This window comes from Mycobacterium shimoidei (assembly GCF_900417275.1).
Taxonomy (GTDB): Bacteria; Actinomycetota; Actinomycetes; order Mycobacteriales; family Mycobacteriaceae; genus Mycobacterium; species Mycobacterium shimoidei.
In genome coordinates this window covers 987,116-1,000,884 of sequence record NZ_UEGW01000001.1, presented here as the reverse complement: position 1 = coordinate 1,000,884, position 13,769 = coordinate 987,116, and the positions used below count along the sequence as shown (strand labels likewise).

Sequence of the window (13,769 nt, the reverse complement as noted above, 5' to 3'; positions counted from 1 at the left end):
GCTGCGGTTGTCCCGCCGGGTCTGGACGCAGCTGGCGATCCTGGCCACGGTCACCGCCGTCGCCGTCGGTGTAATGGCTTTCGGCTTTGTGAAAGTGCCTGCCCTGCTCGGAATCGGCCGATATACCGTGATTGTCGAGCTTCCCAGCTCCGGTGGGTTGTACCCGACCTCTGTGGTCAACTACCGCGGCAGCGAAGTCGGCACGGTCAAATCGGTCGATGTCACCGATCGTGGCGTGCGTGCCGTCCTATCGCTGAATTCCGACATAGCGATCCCCGCCGATGTAATGGCTGCCGTACACAGCCGCTCGGCAGTCGGTGAGCAATTCCTCGAGCTGACCCCGCAACCGGGGAAGGACACCAGGTTGAAGCTGCGCGACGGCGACGTCATCCCGGTCGGCAGCACCCAGGTTCCCGTCGACATCGGGTCTCTGCTGGATGCCACCAACAGGGCGCTGCAGGCGATCCCGCAAGACAACCTGCGCACAGTCGTCGACGAATCGGCGAAGGCCGTCGCCGGGCTGGGACCGGAATTGTCACGCATCGTCGACGGATCGGCAGCGTTGGCCATCGAAGCAGGCAAATCCAGCGACGCGCTGGCAGAGCTGATCGACCTGTCCCCACCCGTGCTCGAGTCCCAAGTGCAGACCAAGGATTCGATCGCGACGTGGGCACGGCGGATGAACTCGATTACCGGTCAACTCAAGGCGCAGGACGCGGCTTTCGCCGATCTGCTCAATACAGCCGGGCCGGCGCTGGATGAAGGCAGGGCGCTGTTCGACCGGTTGGCACCTGCCCTGCCGGTGCTGCTGGCCAACCTCGTGACCGTGGGCAAGATCGCGGTGGACTACCGCAACGATCTCGAGCAGCTGCTGGTGCTGTTTCCGCAAGGGACAGCGGTCATGTCGGCGATCGCCCAGCCTGACTCAGACAGTGAGCAGGCTTACAAAGGCATTTACCTCGACTTCAACCTCAACCTCAACCTGCCGCCGCCCTGTAACACCGGGTTTCTGCCCGTCCAACAGCAGCGGGCGATGTCACGCCAGGACTATCCCGACCGTCCGGCCGGTGAGCTGTATTGCCGCATTCCGCAAGACTCCGACATGAATGTTCGCGGCGTACGCAACACCCCTTGCGAGACGAAGCCGGGCAAGCGTGCCCCGACCGCCGAAATGTGCGAGAGCGACGAGGAGTATGTCCCGCTCAACGACGGCCTCAACTGGAAGGGCGACCCCAACGCGACGCTGACCGGTCAGAGTGTGCCGCAATATCCACCGGGCGCTACGCCGCCTGCGCCGATCGCGATTCCCTACGACCCGGCCACCGGAAATTACGTCGGACCGGATGGCCGCCGCGTCACCCGGCCCGACCTGGCCGATGACCCGAAAGGCAAGACATGGCAGAGCATGCTGATACCGCCGAACAGTTAGAGCCGCACAGAGATGCGCACCCAGCGGTGTCGAACACCCGCGCGTTGATCACGTTCGGTCTTGCCGCCGTCACGGCACTAGCCGGTTTGACCGGCTGGCTGGGATACCGCGTCCACCAAGACCGCGATGCGCAAGCGCGGCGCGACCTCTACGTGCAGGTCGCTCGTCAGGCCGCGATCAATCTCACCACGATCGACTACACCGAAGTCGACTCCGACATCAAGCGGATCCTGGATTCAGCGACCGGCACGTTTCACGATGATTTCCAGCATCGGTCGCAGCCGTTCGTCGATATGGTCAAACAGGTGAAGTCGAAATCGGAGGGCTCGGTGTCCGAGGCGGCGCTGGTGTCCGACACCAAAGATCAGGCGCAAGTGATCGTCGCGGTGTCGGTGAAGACCACGACGGTTGCTGCCGCACCAGAACAAGAGCCGCGCAGATGGCGATTGCGGATAACCGTTGAAAGGACGGAAGGGTCCGGAAATTCCGAAAATTCCAGTGATAGCGCCAAGGTGTCGAATGTCGAGTTCGTGCCATGACCAACGAGGTACTCCGCCTCCACCGGCCCGGCTTGCTAGCGCGGGGCGTGGTACCGGCATTGGCGCTGATCCTGGCGCTAGGGGCCGGGTATCTGAAATGGCTGGATGTCATGGCACGTGAATCGCATACGGCGGCCGAACAGTCGGTTGCAGCAGCCACCGACGCAACGGTGAAGATGCTGTCCTATCGTCCGGAGACGGTCGATCAGGACCTGACTTCTGCCGCCGATCGCCTCACCGGTGGGTTCCGCCAGCAGTACACCCAGCTCGTCACCGACGTCGTTGCTCCCGGCGCCAAACAGCAGCGAATCTCGGCGGTCGCTACCGTGCCGGCAGCGGCTTCGGTTGCCGCGACCCAAAACCACGCCGTGGTGGTGGTTTTCATCAATCAGACCACCACGATCGGCGACGACGCGCCCACCCAGACCAACTCCAGCGTGCGCATGAGCCTTGACAGGTTCGGTGACCGCTGGCTGGTGTCGCAGTTCGATCCCGTGTGAGCCATGAGTGAGGTCAATGTGAAACACCTGTCGGTACCGATGCGGCTGATATGCGCTGTCGTGCTGGCAGCCGGCTCAGCGATGTTGAGCTCTGCAATGTCAGCGGCCGCCGGCGTCGAGAACCTGATGGTGCCGTCCGCGGCAATGGGACGTGATATCCCGGTGAGCTTTTCGGCAGACGGACCGCATGGAGTGTATTTGCTCGACGCGTTCAACGCCGGACCAGACGTCAGCAACTGGGTGACCGCCGGAAATGCGATGAACACGCTTGCCGGTAAAGGGGTTTCGGTGGTGGCACCCGCCGGCGGTGCCTACAGCATGTACACCGACTGGGAACAAGACGGCAGCAAGCAGTGGGAAACGTTTTTGTCCCGTGAACTGCCGGACTGGTTGAGCGCCAACAAGGGCATGGCCCCCGGCGGTCACGGCGTCGTCGGCGCCGCACAAGGTGGCTACGGCGCAGCGGCGCTGGCGACCTTCCACCCCGACCGATTCCGCTACGCCGCGTCGTTGTCGGGATTTTTGGCTCCGGAACGAACCGGGGTCGACGGGGCGGTCGCCGCAGGCCTCAAGCAAGGTGGCGCTGACAGCGACAAGATGTGGGGTCTGCCCCAGCTGGGTCGCTGGAAGTGGCATTCCCCGAACCAGCACATCCAGCAACTGGTGAACAACAACACCCGGCTGTGGATCTACAGCCCGGGAAGCGGCGCGCCCAGCGACCAGGCCGCGATGATCGGCCAACCGGATATCGCCCAAGGCACCAACGCGACGTTCTACGCGCATTATCGCGACGCCGGCGGGACCAACGGCCACTTCGACCTGGGCCGCCGCGGCGGCAATGATTGGGGGACATGGGCACAGCAACTCAATGCGATGTCCAACGATCTCGCCGCCAATATCCGCTAGGGCCGGTGATGCTGTGAGTGGCAGGAATACGAGCCTTTGTCTCGCAGTGATCTTGTGGGCTGGTTCCGCAGTGTTTTCCACGCCGGTAGCCGGCGCGGACAACTCGCGGCTCAACAACGGCGTCGTCACCAACGTCGACACGATCAAGAAGCAGGCCGGCTGCACGACGTCCCTGCGAATCAACCCGCAGCTGCAGCTGGCCGCTCAGCAGCACACAATCGACGTGCTCAACCATCGCGATCTCGACGGCGACATCGGCTCAGACGGGTCGACGGCGCATGACCGGGCCGAAAACACCGGCTACCGCGGCACGGTCGCCGAGACCACAGCCATCAACCAGTCGCTGGCCATCAACGGCCTTGACGTCATACGCAATTGGTATTACCGGCCCGACTACTACGCGATCATGTCGAACTGCGCCAATACCCAAATCGGGGTGTGGTCGGAGAACAGCATGGACCGCAGCGTCGTCGTCGCAGTGTATGGCCAGCCGGGCTAGCCACCGGCGCTTCCCAAGTCCGGTGCATACGAGGGCGGCGGGTAGACGCCCCTGAGCAGCCACGCGAATGCCGCGAAACCGTATTCCAGCTCGTCACTGGCGTCGTAGTCCGGGTTCGGATCCATGAGGGCAGCCCTTCGTGCGCCGGTCTGCCCAAGCTCTCATGCGGTACCGCGGTTCTACAAGGCTTATGCTTGCGCTGATCCTAATGTTCTCCTGATGTTCGGGGGAGGCCAGCGCCGAGCTCAACCAGGAGCTAAGTTCAGGCTATGCCGCAGGCTGACAAATCTCGCATCGATGTCGACGCGGCCGACGGCGTGACGACAGTCCGATTCGACCACGCCCCAGTAAATGCCCTCGATCTGGACTTGCTAGAGGCCGTGGTGGAAACCATGCGCCGCATAGCAGGTCCGCTCGTCATCACGGGCGCCGGCAGATGCTTCTCGGCCGGTGTCGATCTGCGGGCAATCATCGACGGCGGCCCGGAGTACACCGGCCGTTTTGTCGGCATGCTCAGCGAGGCCTTTCTTGCGGTCTTCGAGCATCCGGCGCCGGTAGTCGCCGCCATCAACGGGCACGCCATTGCGGGCGGCTGCGTGTTCGCCATGTGCGCCGACATCCGGTTCATGTCCACCGGGACAATCGGTCTCACCGAACTTGCGGTCGGTGTCCCGTTTCCGGTGGCGGCCCTCGAGATATGCCGCTACGCGATGGGAGCTTCGGTGACCCGCGCGGCGCTGCAGCCGTCCACCGTTGACGCCGACACCGCGTTGTCGCGGCGATGGATCGACGCGGTTATCGACGACCGCGATCTCCTCGCGGAGGCCCTCACGACAGCGCGCACACTCGGCGAGCATTCTCCGGCTGCCTACGCGGCCACCAAGGCGCAACTGCATCGACCGGTCCGAGCAGCGATCGACGCGGGCGCCGAAACCGACGCGCAGGTGCGGGCCGCGTGGATCGCCGACGATGCCCGCAAGCGCATCAGCGCGTTTCTCGACTCCTTGACCCGCGGCCGCTGAGGCAGCGGCTGTGAGCTGGTTGATCACTCATGCCGAGCGGACACTGTCCGAAGACGTGCCGGCGGCGCCGGATGACGTGCGCGACTTCTACGTCGAGTTGGACAACATCAAAGTCGTTCACCCGCTGGTCGTTTCGGTGCGCAGCTTATCGCGCCTCGAAACCGGCGATGGTTATGAGCAGACCTATCGGGTGGCCGACCGGATCCCGTTGGGGATGGTGAGCCTGCGGATCAGCTACTGGGCGCGGCTGCAGGTGCCCGCACACGGCGACGTGCTCACCGAGGCCCGCCAATTCCCACGAGTCCGGTTGAGTGGTCGAGTGAGTTTTGAGCCGATCCCCGCCGGCACAAGGCTCACCGAGCGGCTGCGCATTGCGGCGCCCCGCCCGCTGGCCGCGATCACCATCCGAGAGGCCGTAGACGCGCATGTCGCGATGCTGGCCGGCATCCGGGACCACTTTCGGATGCGCGGATAGGTGTGGGGCGATCGAGGATCAGCTGAGCGCTGCGTCGGACAGATACTTCGTCGAACTCCACCCGCCGTCCACCACGATGGTTTGACCGTTGATGAAACTACCGCCCGGCGAGCACAAAAACGCAACCGTGCTGGCCACGTCGTCGACCGTGCCGAGTCGCTGGTGCGGCGTCATCTCGGTGTTGAGCCGCCGGAACCGCTCGTCGTGCAGACGCTGTTCGGTCATCGGTGTTTGGATCACCCCGGGCGCCACAGCGTTGCAGCGAATCCCCTGTGCCCCGTACTGGCAGGCGATGTGGGTGGTCAATGCCGTCAGTCCGCCTTTGGCGGCCGAATATGCCCCGCCGCGAAGACCGCCCACCACGGCGAACGTCGAGGTGATGTTGATGATGGCCGATCCGGCCGCCATGTGCGCCAGCACGTCTCGTGCCAACCGGAACGGCGCCCGCAGCATGACATCTAGGAAATAGTCCAGTGCCGCGTCGTCGGTTTCATGGAGTGGCGTGGGATTGCCCACGCCGGCGTTGTTGACCAGGAAATCGATCCGGCCCCAACGGTCGACGGCGGCGTCGATGATCCGCCTCGGCGCATCGGCGGCCATCAGGTCGGCGGGCACTGTCGTGACACGCTCGGAATCGCCGATAGCCGCGGCCAATTCAGCCAACCGCACCTCGTTGCGTCCCGTCGCCAGAATCGCCATGCCCGCGTCGGCGAGCTTGACCGCACAGCCGAACCCGATGCCGCCCGTCGCGCCGGTCACGATTGCTACTTGCATCTCAGCCGCCCATCTCCATCAGCACCGCCTTGATCTGATGCTTCAACACCTTGCCGGCGTCATTGCGCGGCAGCTCCGGCCAGATCGCCACCTGCTCAGGCGCTTTGAACCGCGCCACCCCGCGTTCCTGCAAAAAGCTCAGAAGGTTCGCAACGTCGGGGACCGGCGAGCCGGACGGCACGATGACCGCGCAGGCTCGCTCCCCGGTGCGCGCGTCGGGCAAACCTACAATCGCAACCTCGGCGATGCCCGGGTGTCCGATCAGGATGTCCTCGACCTCTTTCGGGGCGATGTTCTCCCCGTTGCGGATGATGATGTCCTTGGCCCGGCCGGTCACCACCAGGTACTCGTCGTCGACCCAACGCGCCAGATCTCCAGTGCGGTAGTACCCCGCCGGATCGAAAGCATCCGCCTCGTCTTCCGGATGCAGGTAACCGACCAGCATTTGCGGTCCGCGAACACAGATTTCGCCGTTGTCGAGTTTGACGTCCGCGTAGCCGATGCGGCCGTCGGTGTCCGCGGCCCGCTCGTCATCCGACGGCGACCCGACCGTGGTGACCGGCACTTCGGTCGAGCCATACACCCGGGTCACCACGGCCTGCTCGAAATACGCAGCCGCTTCCCGGACCAACGATGGTGACACCGACGCCCCGCCACAAATGAACAACTTCAACTCGGGCAGCCGGGTATCCGCACGTCGCGCGGCTGCCAGTAGCTGCTCGAGAAACGGTGTGGCGCCGGCAATGTGGGTGCAGTGCTCGGACTGGATCAACTGGACTGCGTCATCGGCGTTCCAGCGCTCCATCAGCACGGCGGTCGTGCCCAGCAGCAGGGGGCATTCGAACGCATAGATCGAACCACCGATATGCGCGATCGGTGACGGCACCAGGAAGGTGTCGCCGGGCTCGATCTGCCAGTGATCACGGAGCTGGTGTATCAGTGCGTGCATCGAGTTGTGGCTGTGCAGAACCCCTTTGGGGCGACCCGTGGTTCCCGATGTGTAAAGGATCATCCGCGCCGAGTCGGGGTTCAGAACCGGCAGCTCGACCTGCGGCGGTGATTCTCCCAGCAGCGACTCGCCGCCGCGTATCACCACGACGTCGGGCGGCGAATCGAGCTGTGCCGTCACCCGGCCCAGCATCGCGACATAGTCGTGTCCGCGGAATTCGCTGGGAATGAAAATCATCCGGCTGCCGGCGTCTTGCAGGATAAAGCGCAGCTCGCGGTCGCGCAGCGAGGGCAGTATGGGATTGACCACCATCCCGGCCAGGGTGGCCGCCAGGTAGATGACGGCCGCTTCATGCCAGTTGGGCACCATGAACGACACCACACTGCCCGATGGCATCCGTGCCAGCATCGCCTTGGCCAGGACCGTGGCTTGCTGGTCGAGGGTTTGACAGTCCAGCCGGGTTGGGCCGTCGACCACGACGACCCGCCGCGGCGCGCATTGTGCGGCTGACCGCAACGAATCGGCCAGCGTGGTGTCGACCCACCAGCCGCGGGCGTAGGCATCGGCGGCGCGCGCGTCATCCCAGCGGACTCGGTGTCCGCCGATCAGCTTCGCGTGCACACCTTGCGACATGGGCTCCAGCCAAACCTAACCGCGCACCCGCCGCATCGTCATCGAGTGACGAAATCGCGAGGCAGGGTGGGTGTTGACCGTTACCTGTGCCACCTCGCCGTCCGAAGTGGTATAGGTGCGACGCACTTCGAGCGCCGGTGTGCGCGCTTCCACACTGAGCGCACTGGCCAGCTGCGGTGAGATCAGCACCGCGGCGATCTCTTGGCGAACCTCGACGATGCTCAACCCGAAAAGGTCTTCGATGAGCGGAAAAATCGGGCCGCTGTGGCGTTGCAACAGCCTGCCCACCGCCGCGAACGCACGGTTGATGTAGTACTCGGTGCGGCACACCGGAAACTGTGCGCCGTCAATCTGCCGAAAACCGAGCACCGCCAACCACTCTTCGCCGCTGACCAGCCCAGCGCGCTCGGCCAGTTCGTCGTCGACTACGACCATCTTGGTGGACTCGATCGCGAATTGCGCACCGGTCGCAAAAGCCAGCAAGTCGTTGATCGACACAACATCTTGCACATAGGACTCCGATGACGGTCGCGGAACGACCATGGTGCCGGTGCGCGGCCGCGACGCGACAAGGTTGTCGTCGCGAAGGCGCCTCAGCGCCTCACGAATGGTGTAGCGGCTGACCGAAAACCGTTCGCACAACTGGTGTTCGGTGGGCAGACGCGAGCCCACCGGATACACTCCGTCGACGATCTCCTTCCGCAGGGTCCGCGCCACCTGCAGATAGCGGTGATCGGCGGTACGCGGGTCAGCCACGGCGATCCTCGCGGTGAAACGCCAACACGCTGCCGTCGGCGTCGGCGGAGACATACAGTGTGCCGTTACGCCCGGCGGTGATACCGGCGAAGGGTCCCTGCGGGCCGGAAAACGGGGGCATTCCCTTCAGCGGCTTGGGAACTACGCCCGCGGGTGCGCCGACCGGCAGCCCGGTGGCGATGGCGCGAAGGCTGCGGCGTTCCAGGTCGAATTCGATCAGCGCCTTGGCCTCGGCATCGACGACGTACATTCGGTCGTCTTGCAGCAGGACTCCTTGCGGGCGCCCCAACCCCTCAAGGACCGTTTCGGTGCGTGATCCGGTCGCCTTGACCACGCGCCCGGCCGCGGCCTCGGTGATCAGGCATCCGCCGTCGCCGCTAACGGCCACGCCTACCGGGTCGTGCAGACCCGTGGCGATCACTTCGACCTGCCCGGCCCGGATCGACAACACCCGTCCGGTGCCGAGTTCGGCGACCACCACACCATCGGTGGTCGTGGCCACGCCGTACAGCTGGTCGAATCCGTCAGCCAGCACCTGGCTTTCGCTGTCGGCGGGCCGGTAACGCGAGAGCTGGCCGCCGGAGGTGGTGACGACGAATTCTCCGGGTGCCGTCGGCGCCACGCCCCGCAGAAAGCCCGGGTAGCCCGGTGTGAAAAGCATCCCTACCGTGCGCAGCGTGCGATCTGGACCCAGGACGTAGAAGTAAGTCCCGTCGGCGATGTACAGATCGCCGTCCGCCCCGACGGCCAAGTCCAGCGGCCAGTTCAGCCCGCCCGGTAATACGGTCTTTGTCCGACCATCGGCGAGGATCTCGGTGATCTCACCGGTGAAGTTCGACACGAACAGCCGATCACCGCAGAAGGTCAGGTTGTCCAGGCCGGGGTTCAAGTTTGCGAGCACTGTCTGCTTGCCGGTGCGGGGGTCGATCCGTAATACCTGGCCGCTGTGGACCTGGGTGGAAACGATGTGACCTTCGGCGTCGAACTTCACCGCATCGGGTACGCCCAGTCCGGTGGCAACGCGTTGTGGCTCACCGCCGTCGAGATCGATCCGCCAGATCTCGTTGGCGCCCATCACCGGGAAGTACAACATGCCGTCGGGCCCGACCTCCATCGCGTTGGGCGACGGAGTGTTGTCGAACAGCACCCGCGGCGCGCCTCCGCGAAGGTCGAGTTCGAGAAGCCGCCCGCCCTCGCGGCACTCGCCGATGAACAGCCGGCCCTGATGCACGGTGATGCCGTTGGCGCTCGGGACGTCGTCGCGCAGTACCCGGGTGTGGCCGTCGGGCTCGCGCACGCTGACCCGGCCGTCCATCACCTCGGTGGCGTAGAGGTTTCCGCTCGGGTCGAAAGCCACGTCGTCGGGTGCGACGATGTCACCGCCCTTGGCGCTGATGGTCTCCAGGTGGCCGCTGTCGATGTCCAATGCGCTGATCTGGCTGCCGGTCACTTGCGCGATGTAGATCCGCCCGTCCGGGCCCGTGCGCAGGCCGTTGGCGCCGAAAAGTCGGCTCGGCGGGGTGAGCCGCTCCAGCCGCCAGCCCTCGGCAACGTGCGGCGAGCTGCCCGCGAGATAACGGCCTTCCTGCAGCAACATCCGCGTGTGACCTCCCAGCTGGGCCGGTGCCGGCTCAGTCGGCGACGATAGCAACCCTGGCTGGTCCAGACAATAGGACGAAACGGCTGGACACCCGCCTCTTGACTGGAGCAGAGTTGCGGAGAATCATGTTCTCAATTATGCACATCGTACTATACTTGTCCGGACAAAATGGGCGATAACCCGTTGGGGCTCGACGGCCGGGTGGTGGTGGTCGCCGGCGCCGGGGGCGGCGGCATCGGGACCACCGTGACGCGCATGGTCGCAGCGGCGGGCGCGACGGTGATTGCGGTGAGCCGCAATCGGGACAACCTCGACCAACACATCGGGCCATTGATCGCGCAAGGTCTGTCGGTCGTGCCCGTCGTCGCCGACGTGGCGACCGACGACGGGGTGGCGGCAGCCATGACCGCGGCAACGGGAGTCGGCGGTAACTTGCACGGCCTGGTCAATGTCGCCGGCGGTGCTGCGCCGTCGACGTGGATGCCCGCCACCCGGGTGAGCCGCAGCGATTGGCGGGATTTGTTCACCCACAATCTGGAAACGGCGTTTTTCATGAGCCAGGCGATGGCCGCGGAATTGACCGCGCAGCGTCGTCCCGGTTCGATCGTGTCGATCTCGTCGATCAGTGGAATCAACACCGCGCCTTTCCATATCGCCTATGGCACCGCGAAGGCCGCGGTAGTCGCGGCGACCCGCACCATGGCTGTCGAATTGGCGTTGAGCAACATTCGGGTCAACGCCGTCGCTCCCGGCATCACCGAGACCCCGGCGTCTCGCACCTACGTCGATCAGGACGCCGAACGTGACCGGCGTGCAATCGCGATGGGCCGGCGGGGCCGACCCGAGGAGCTGGCCGGAGTCATCCTGTTCTTGCTGTCCGATTTGTCCAGCTACATCACCGGCCAGACGTTGCTGGTCGACGGCGGCCTCGACCTCAAGTGGACACACTTGGACGCCGACAACATCTCGCTGTTCTTAAAGGACGAGTCATTCAAAGCCGCCCTGAGGAGTATGGGATGACTGACAGCGAAGTCCAAGCGGCCGAAGACCTTTCCGCACCCGTGACGATCGGGGTGGAAGCCTACCTCTCCGAGGACTATGCGCGCGCCGAGCGCGACAAGCTGTGGCGCAAGGTCTGGCAGCAGGTCGGACGGGTCGAGGACCTCCCCAAGGTGGGCAGCTACCTCACCTACGACATCCTCGACGACTCCGTCGTGGTGGTCCGCACCGGTCCCGACACGCTGAAGGCGCATCACAACGTGTGTATGCACCGCGGTCGCCGACTCGTCGATATCCCTGACAACGCGAAAAGCGCGTGCGGGCACAAGAAGTCGTTCGTATGCGGGTTCCACGGCTGGACTTACGACCTGGACGGTCGGTGTGTCCACATTCCCGAGCAGCAGGACTGGCAGGACGCGCTGACACCGGAGAACACGCACTTGGCTCCGGTCAACGTCGACACCTGGGGCGGGTGGATCTGGATCAACATGGACCCCCATTGCGAGCCGCTGCGCGATTATCTGGAGCCGGCCGCCACCATGCTCGATCCGTTCGGCTTGCCGAACATGCGCTGCAAATGGCGTAAATGGCTTCGCTTTGGGTGCAATTGGAAGGTCGCGATGGAAGCCTTCAACGAGACCTACCATGTCGCCACCACCCATCCCCAGTTCAACAAATTCAGTACCTTCCGTGGCTGGGCCAAGGCGCACGGCAAACACAGCAACATCGGTTACGACGCGCCGACAGACCTCGCGGAGACAAAGTCGAAGATCCGGCTCGGTTCCGGAGACCCGCGTATCTCCACAGCGGAGATGCAGATCTACACGCTGGAGGAGACCAACGCCACCACGACCAAGACGCTGGTGGAGGCGGCGCGCCGGCTCGTCGACGAGCTGCCGGAGGACACCCCGGCCGACGAGGTGCTCAGGCATTGGCTCTCGTCGGCGCGGCGCGACGACGCGGCCCGCGGAGTGATCTGGCCGACGATCGATCCCGAGCACTTGGCCAAAAGCGGTACCGCATGGCAGATTTTCCCGAACTTCCAGATCGGCCAAGGCCTGACCACTGCGCTGTGCTACAGCGCCCGCCCCAACGGCTACGACCCGAACAGCTGCATCTTCGAGGCATCTTGCTACGAGCTGTATCCGCCCGGTGAAGAACCAGACACCGAATGGGTGTACATGCCCGAAGACGACCCGGGCTGGCGCACAGTGTTCCCGCAGGACTTTTCCAATATGGCCGCGGTACAACGGGGCATGAAATCGCTGGGCTTCAAAGCCACCAAGCCCAATCCCTATATGGAACGCAGCACGGCCAACCTGCACCGCAACCTGGCCGCCTACATGGGCACCGGTGCGCCACGCGAACTAGCGAAGGAGTCACAACAGTGAAAGTCAATCTCGGGTTCGGGGCGCACAACTCCCACGATTGGGAGCGTGTGCTGGCCGCGGATTTCAGCCGCCCGCCCGCAACCCCCGACTGGCAGTGCGTACAGGGAACCTTGGCGATTGCCGATCTGGCCGAACCGCTCGGGTTCGACGGCATCTGGATGCCCGAGCACTGCGGAACACCGTATGGCATGACGCCCAACCCGATTCAGACACTGAGCTACTTCGCCGGCCGCACCGAGCGGGTGAGCCTGGGTACGTTCGTCGTCGTGGCGCCCTGGTGGCATCCGGTCCGGCTGGCGCACCAGATCGCCTACCTCGACATCATCTCCAACAGCCGCTACACCACGATCGGCATCGGCCGCGGCGTGTCCAAGGGCGAGTTCGACGCGGTCGGGGTCCCGCGAGAGGAAAGCCGGCAGCGGTTCAACGAAACCCTCGACATTCTGCAGCTGGCGTTGAGCGGAAAGCGGTTCTCCTACGAGGGTGAGATCTTCACCGTCCCGGAGATGTCACTGCGCCCGGAGCCGAAGAGCGACGACCTGTTCTCCCGGATCTACAGCTCGTCATCGACCGCGGAGTCCCTGGAGATCTTGGCTCGCCGCGGAATGGTGCCGCTGTTCGTCGGCAACAAGCCGATCGAGGACGCCGGCCGGGAAGTCCAGAAGGTCAACACGTTCCGCAAAGAAGAAGGCCTGCCTCCCTGCCAACCCAAGAACGTGATGTTCATGTACTGCTGCGCCAACGCCGAGGACGCGGCGAAAACCGAAGAGTGGATCTGGACGGCAAACCGCGATGTCACCGTGCATTACGGCTTCGCCGACGCTTCCAACTTCAAAGGTGTCAAGGGGTATGAGGCCTACGCGGCCCGGGAGGCCAGTGCGACCGCGGTGCTGGCATCCCAGGTGCAACAGGGCGAGAAGAGTAAGTCGAAGACACCTGGGTATCACGCCTCCAACCTGTTGATCGGCACCCCGGACGTGATTTTCGACCGCCTGGTGGCCGCCCAAGAGGCGTGCTCGTTCTGTGAGCTGACGATCGTGCCGCAATTCGGCACGATGCCATACGAGGAGGCGATGGCCAGCACCGAACTGTTCGCCAAGGAGGTGCTGCCGCAAGCCCAGAAGATGGCGGCGCCGCTGCATGCGGCGGCCCTTCCGGAGAACGCACTGGCATGACGCGCCGGCGACGATGCAGAGCGCAGCGATGAGGAGGAGCGGCGCCATATGACGCGCCGGCGACGATGCAGAGCGCAGCGATGAGGAGGAGCGGCGCCATATGACGCGCCGGCGACGATGCA

At 64.6% G+C, this 13,769-nt stretch carries 14 protein-coding genes and 2 pseudogenes; 11 read left to right on the top strand and 5 right to left on the bottom strand.

Annotated features, from left to right (window positions below):
- The first annotated feature begins 1 nt into the window (after position 1).
- The 5 genes and pseudogenes from MSP7336_RS04900 to MSP7336_RS04880 form a co-directional block, all read left to right on the top strand.
- Positions 2-1,429, top strand: a complete 1,428-nt coding sequence (locus MSP7336_RS04900; RefSeq protein WP_069394321.1) for an MCE family protein — start codon at positions 2-4, stop codon at positions 1,427-1,429.
- A complete protein-coding gene (locus MSP7336_RS04895) occupies positions 1,396-1,968 on the top strand; it encodes a tetratricopeptide repeat protein (RefSeq protein ID WP_142706731.1) in 573 nt (190 codons plus the stop codon). The genes MSP7336_RS04900 and MSP7336_RS04895 overlap by 34 nt, the downstream gene beginning before the upstream one ends.
- Complete coding sequence (locus MSP7336_RS04890) at positions 1,965-2,468, top strand: hypothetical protein (protein ID WP_113963177.1); 504 nt, start codon at positions 1,965-1,967, stop codon at positions 2,466-2,468. The genes MSP7336_RS04895 and MSP7336_RS04890 overlap by 4 nt, the downstream gene beginning before the upstream one ends.
- Before the next feature lie 3 nt (positions 2,469-2,471).
- Entirely contained in the window at positions 2,472-3,374 is a 903-nt protein-coding gene (locus MSP7336_RS04885) for an alpha/beta hydrolase-fold protein (RefSeq protein ID WP_113963176.1), read from the top strand.
- Between the two features lie 46 nt (positions 3,375-3,420).
- Positions 3,421-3,870 (top strand): annotated as a pseudogene (locus tag MSP7336_RS04880) (CAP domain-containing protein); the annotation flags it as partial.
- Here the strand turns inward: MSP7336_RS04880 and MSP7336_RS24435 are convergent.
- Positions 3,870-3,998 (bottom strand): hypothetical protein, encoded by a 129-nt coding sequence (locus MSP7336_RS24435; protein ID WP_113963174.1) that lies wholly within the window; start codon positions 3,996-3,998, stop codon positions 3,870-3,872. The pseudogene MSP7336_RS04880 and the gene MSP7336_RS24435 sit on opposite strands and share 1 nt — an antisense overlap.
- Positions 3,999-4,142: 144 nt before the next feature.
- On the opposite strand from MSP7336_RS24435, the gene MSP7336_RS04870 reads away from it, so the two are divergent.
- Together MSP7336_RS04870 and MSP7336_RS04865 are read left to right on the top strand one after the other, a co-directional pair.
- Positions 4,143-4,895: an enoyl-CoA hydratase/isomerase family protein gene (locus MSP7336_RS04870; RefSeq protein ID WP_113963173.1), complete on the top strand. Its 753-nt coding sequence runs from the start codon at positions 4,143-4,145 to the stop codon at positions 4,893-4,895.
- Positions 4,896-4,905: 10 nt separating this feature from the next.
- A complete protein-coding gene (locus tag MSP7336_RS04865; RefSeq protein WP_069394162.1) occupies positions 4,906-5,370 on the top strand; it encodes an SRPBCC family protein in 465 nt (154 codons plus the stop codon).
- An 18-nt stretch (positions 5,371-5,388) separates the two neighbouring features.
- On the opposite strand, the gene MSP7336_RS04860 is transcribed toward MSP7336_RS04865, so the two are convergent.
- From MSP7336_RS04860 to MSP7336_RS04845, 4 genes are read right to left on the bottom strand one after another with little or no spacing between them, the layout of a single operon-like run.
- The gene (locus MSP7336_RS04860) at positions 5,389-6,144 is read right to left on the bottom strand and encodes an SDR family NAD(P)-dependent oxidoreductase (protein WP_113963172.1); all 756 of its coding nucleotides are present in this window, start codon (positions 6,142-6,144) and stop codon (positions 5,389-5,391) included.
- Between the two features lies 1 nt (position 6,145).
- Complete coding sequence (locus MSP7336_RS04855) at positions 6,146-7,726, bottom strand: AMP-binding protein (protein WP_069394164.1); 1,581 nt, start codon at positions 7,724-7,726, stop codon at positions 6,146-6,148.
- A 15-nt stretch (positions 7,727-7,741) separates the two neighbouring features.
- The gene (locus MSP7336_RS04850; RefSeq protein WP_069394165.1) at positions 7,742-8,482 is read right to left on the bottom strand and encodes a GntR family transcriptional regulator; all 741 of its coding nucleotides are present in this window, start codon (positions 8,480-8,482) and stop codon (positions 7,742-7,744) included.
- Positions 8,475-10,079, bottom strand: a complete 1,605-nt coding sequence (locus MSP7336_RS04845; RefSeq protein ID WP_069394166.1) for an SMP-30/gluconolactonase/LRE family protein — start codon at positions 10,077-10,079, stop codon at positions 8,475-8,477. Before MSP7336_RS04845 ends, MSP7336_RS04850 begins: the two co-directional genes overlap by 8 nt.
- A gap of 171 nt (positions 10,080-10,250) precedes the next feature.
- Between MSP7336_RS04845 and MSP7336_RS04840 the strand changes: the two genes are divergently transcribed.
- The 4 genes and pseudogenes from MSP7336_RS04840 to MSP7336_RS24635 form a co-directional block, all read left to right on the top strand.
- A complete protein-coding gene (locus MSP7336_RS04840; protein ID WP_069394167.1) occupies positions 10,251-11,102 on the top strand; it encodes an SDR family NAD(P)-dependent oxidoreductase in 852 nt (283 codons plus the stop codon).
- Positions 11,099-12,472, top strand: coding sequence for an aromatic ring-hydroxylating oxygenase subunit alpha (locus MSP7336_RS04835; protein WP_069394168.1), 1,374 nt, complete (start codon positions 11,099-11,101; stop codon positions 12,470-12,472). The genes MSP7336_RS04840 and MSP7336_RS04835 overlap by 4 nt, the downstream gene beginning before the upstream one ends.
- Positions 12,469-13,647, top strand: coding sequence for an LLM class flavin-dependent oxidoreductase (locus tag MSP7336_RS04830; RefSeq protein ID WP_069394169.1), 1,179 nt, complete (start codon positions 12,469-12,471; stop codon positions 13,645-13,647). The genes MSP7336_RS04835 and MSP7336_RS04830 overlap by 4 nt, the downstream gene beginning before the upstream one ends.
- Positions 13,613-13,733: pseudogene (locus tag MSP7336_RS24635) on the top strand (hypothetical protein); the annotation flags it as partial. The gene MSP7336_RS04830 and the pseudogene MSP7336_RS24635, both read left to right, overlap by 35 nt.
- Positions 13,734-13,769: the final 36 nt, after the last annotated feature.

Coding starts and splice junctions, on each gene's coding strand:
- MSP7336_RS04895 (WP_142706731.1), top strand. CDS start 1,396: ATGGCAGAGCATGCTGATACCGCCGAACAGTTAGAGCCGCACAGAGAT.
- MSP7336_RS04870 (WP_113963173.1), top strand. CDS start 4,143: ATGCCGCAGGCTGACAAATCTCGCATCGATGTCGACGCGGCCGACGGC.
- MSP7336_RS04885 (WP_113963176.1), top strand. CDS start 2,472: ATGAGTGAGGTCAATGTGAAACACCTGTCGGTACCGATGCGGCTGATA.
- MSP7336_RS04835 (WP_069394168.1), top strand. CDS start 11,099: ATGACTGACAGCGAAGTCCAAGCGGCCGAAGACCTTTCCGCACCCGTG.
- MSP7336_RS04840 (WP_069394167.1), top strand. CDS start 10,251: ATGGGCGATAACCCGTTGGGGCTCGACGGCCGGGTGGTGGTGGTCGCC.
- MSP7336_RS04845 (WP_069394166.1), bottom strand. CDS start 10,079: ATGTTGCTGCAGGAAGGCCGTTATCTCGCGGGCAGCTCGCCGCACGTT.
- MSP7336_RS04855 (WP_069394164.1), bottom strand. CDS start 7,726: ATGTCGCAAGGTGTGCACGCGAAGCTGATCGGCGGACACCGAGTCCGC.
- MSP7336_RS04890 (WP_113963177.1), top strand. CDS start 1,965: ATGACCAACGAGGTACTCCGCCTCCACCGGCCCGGCTTGCTAGCGCGG.
- MSP7336_RS24435 (WP_113963174.1), bottom strand. CDS start 3,998: ATGGATCCGAACCCGGACTACGACGCCAGTGACGAGCTGGAATACGGT.
- MSP7336_RS04860 (WP_113963172.1), bottom strand. CDS start 6,144: ATGCAAGTAGCAATCGTGACCGGCGCGACGGGCGGCATCGGGTTCGGC.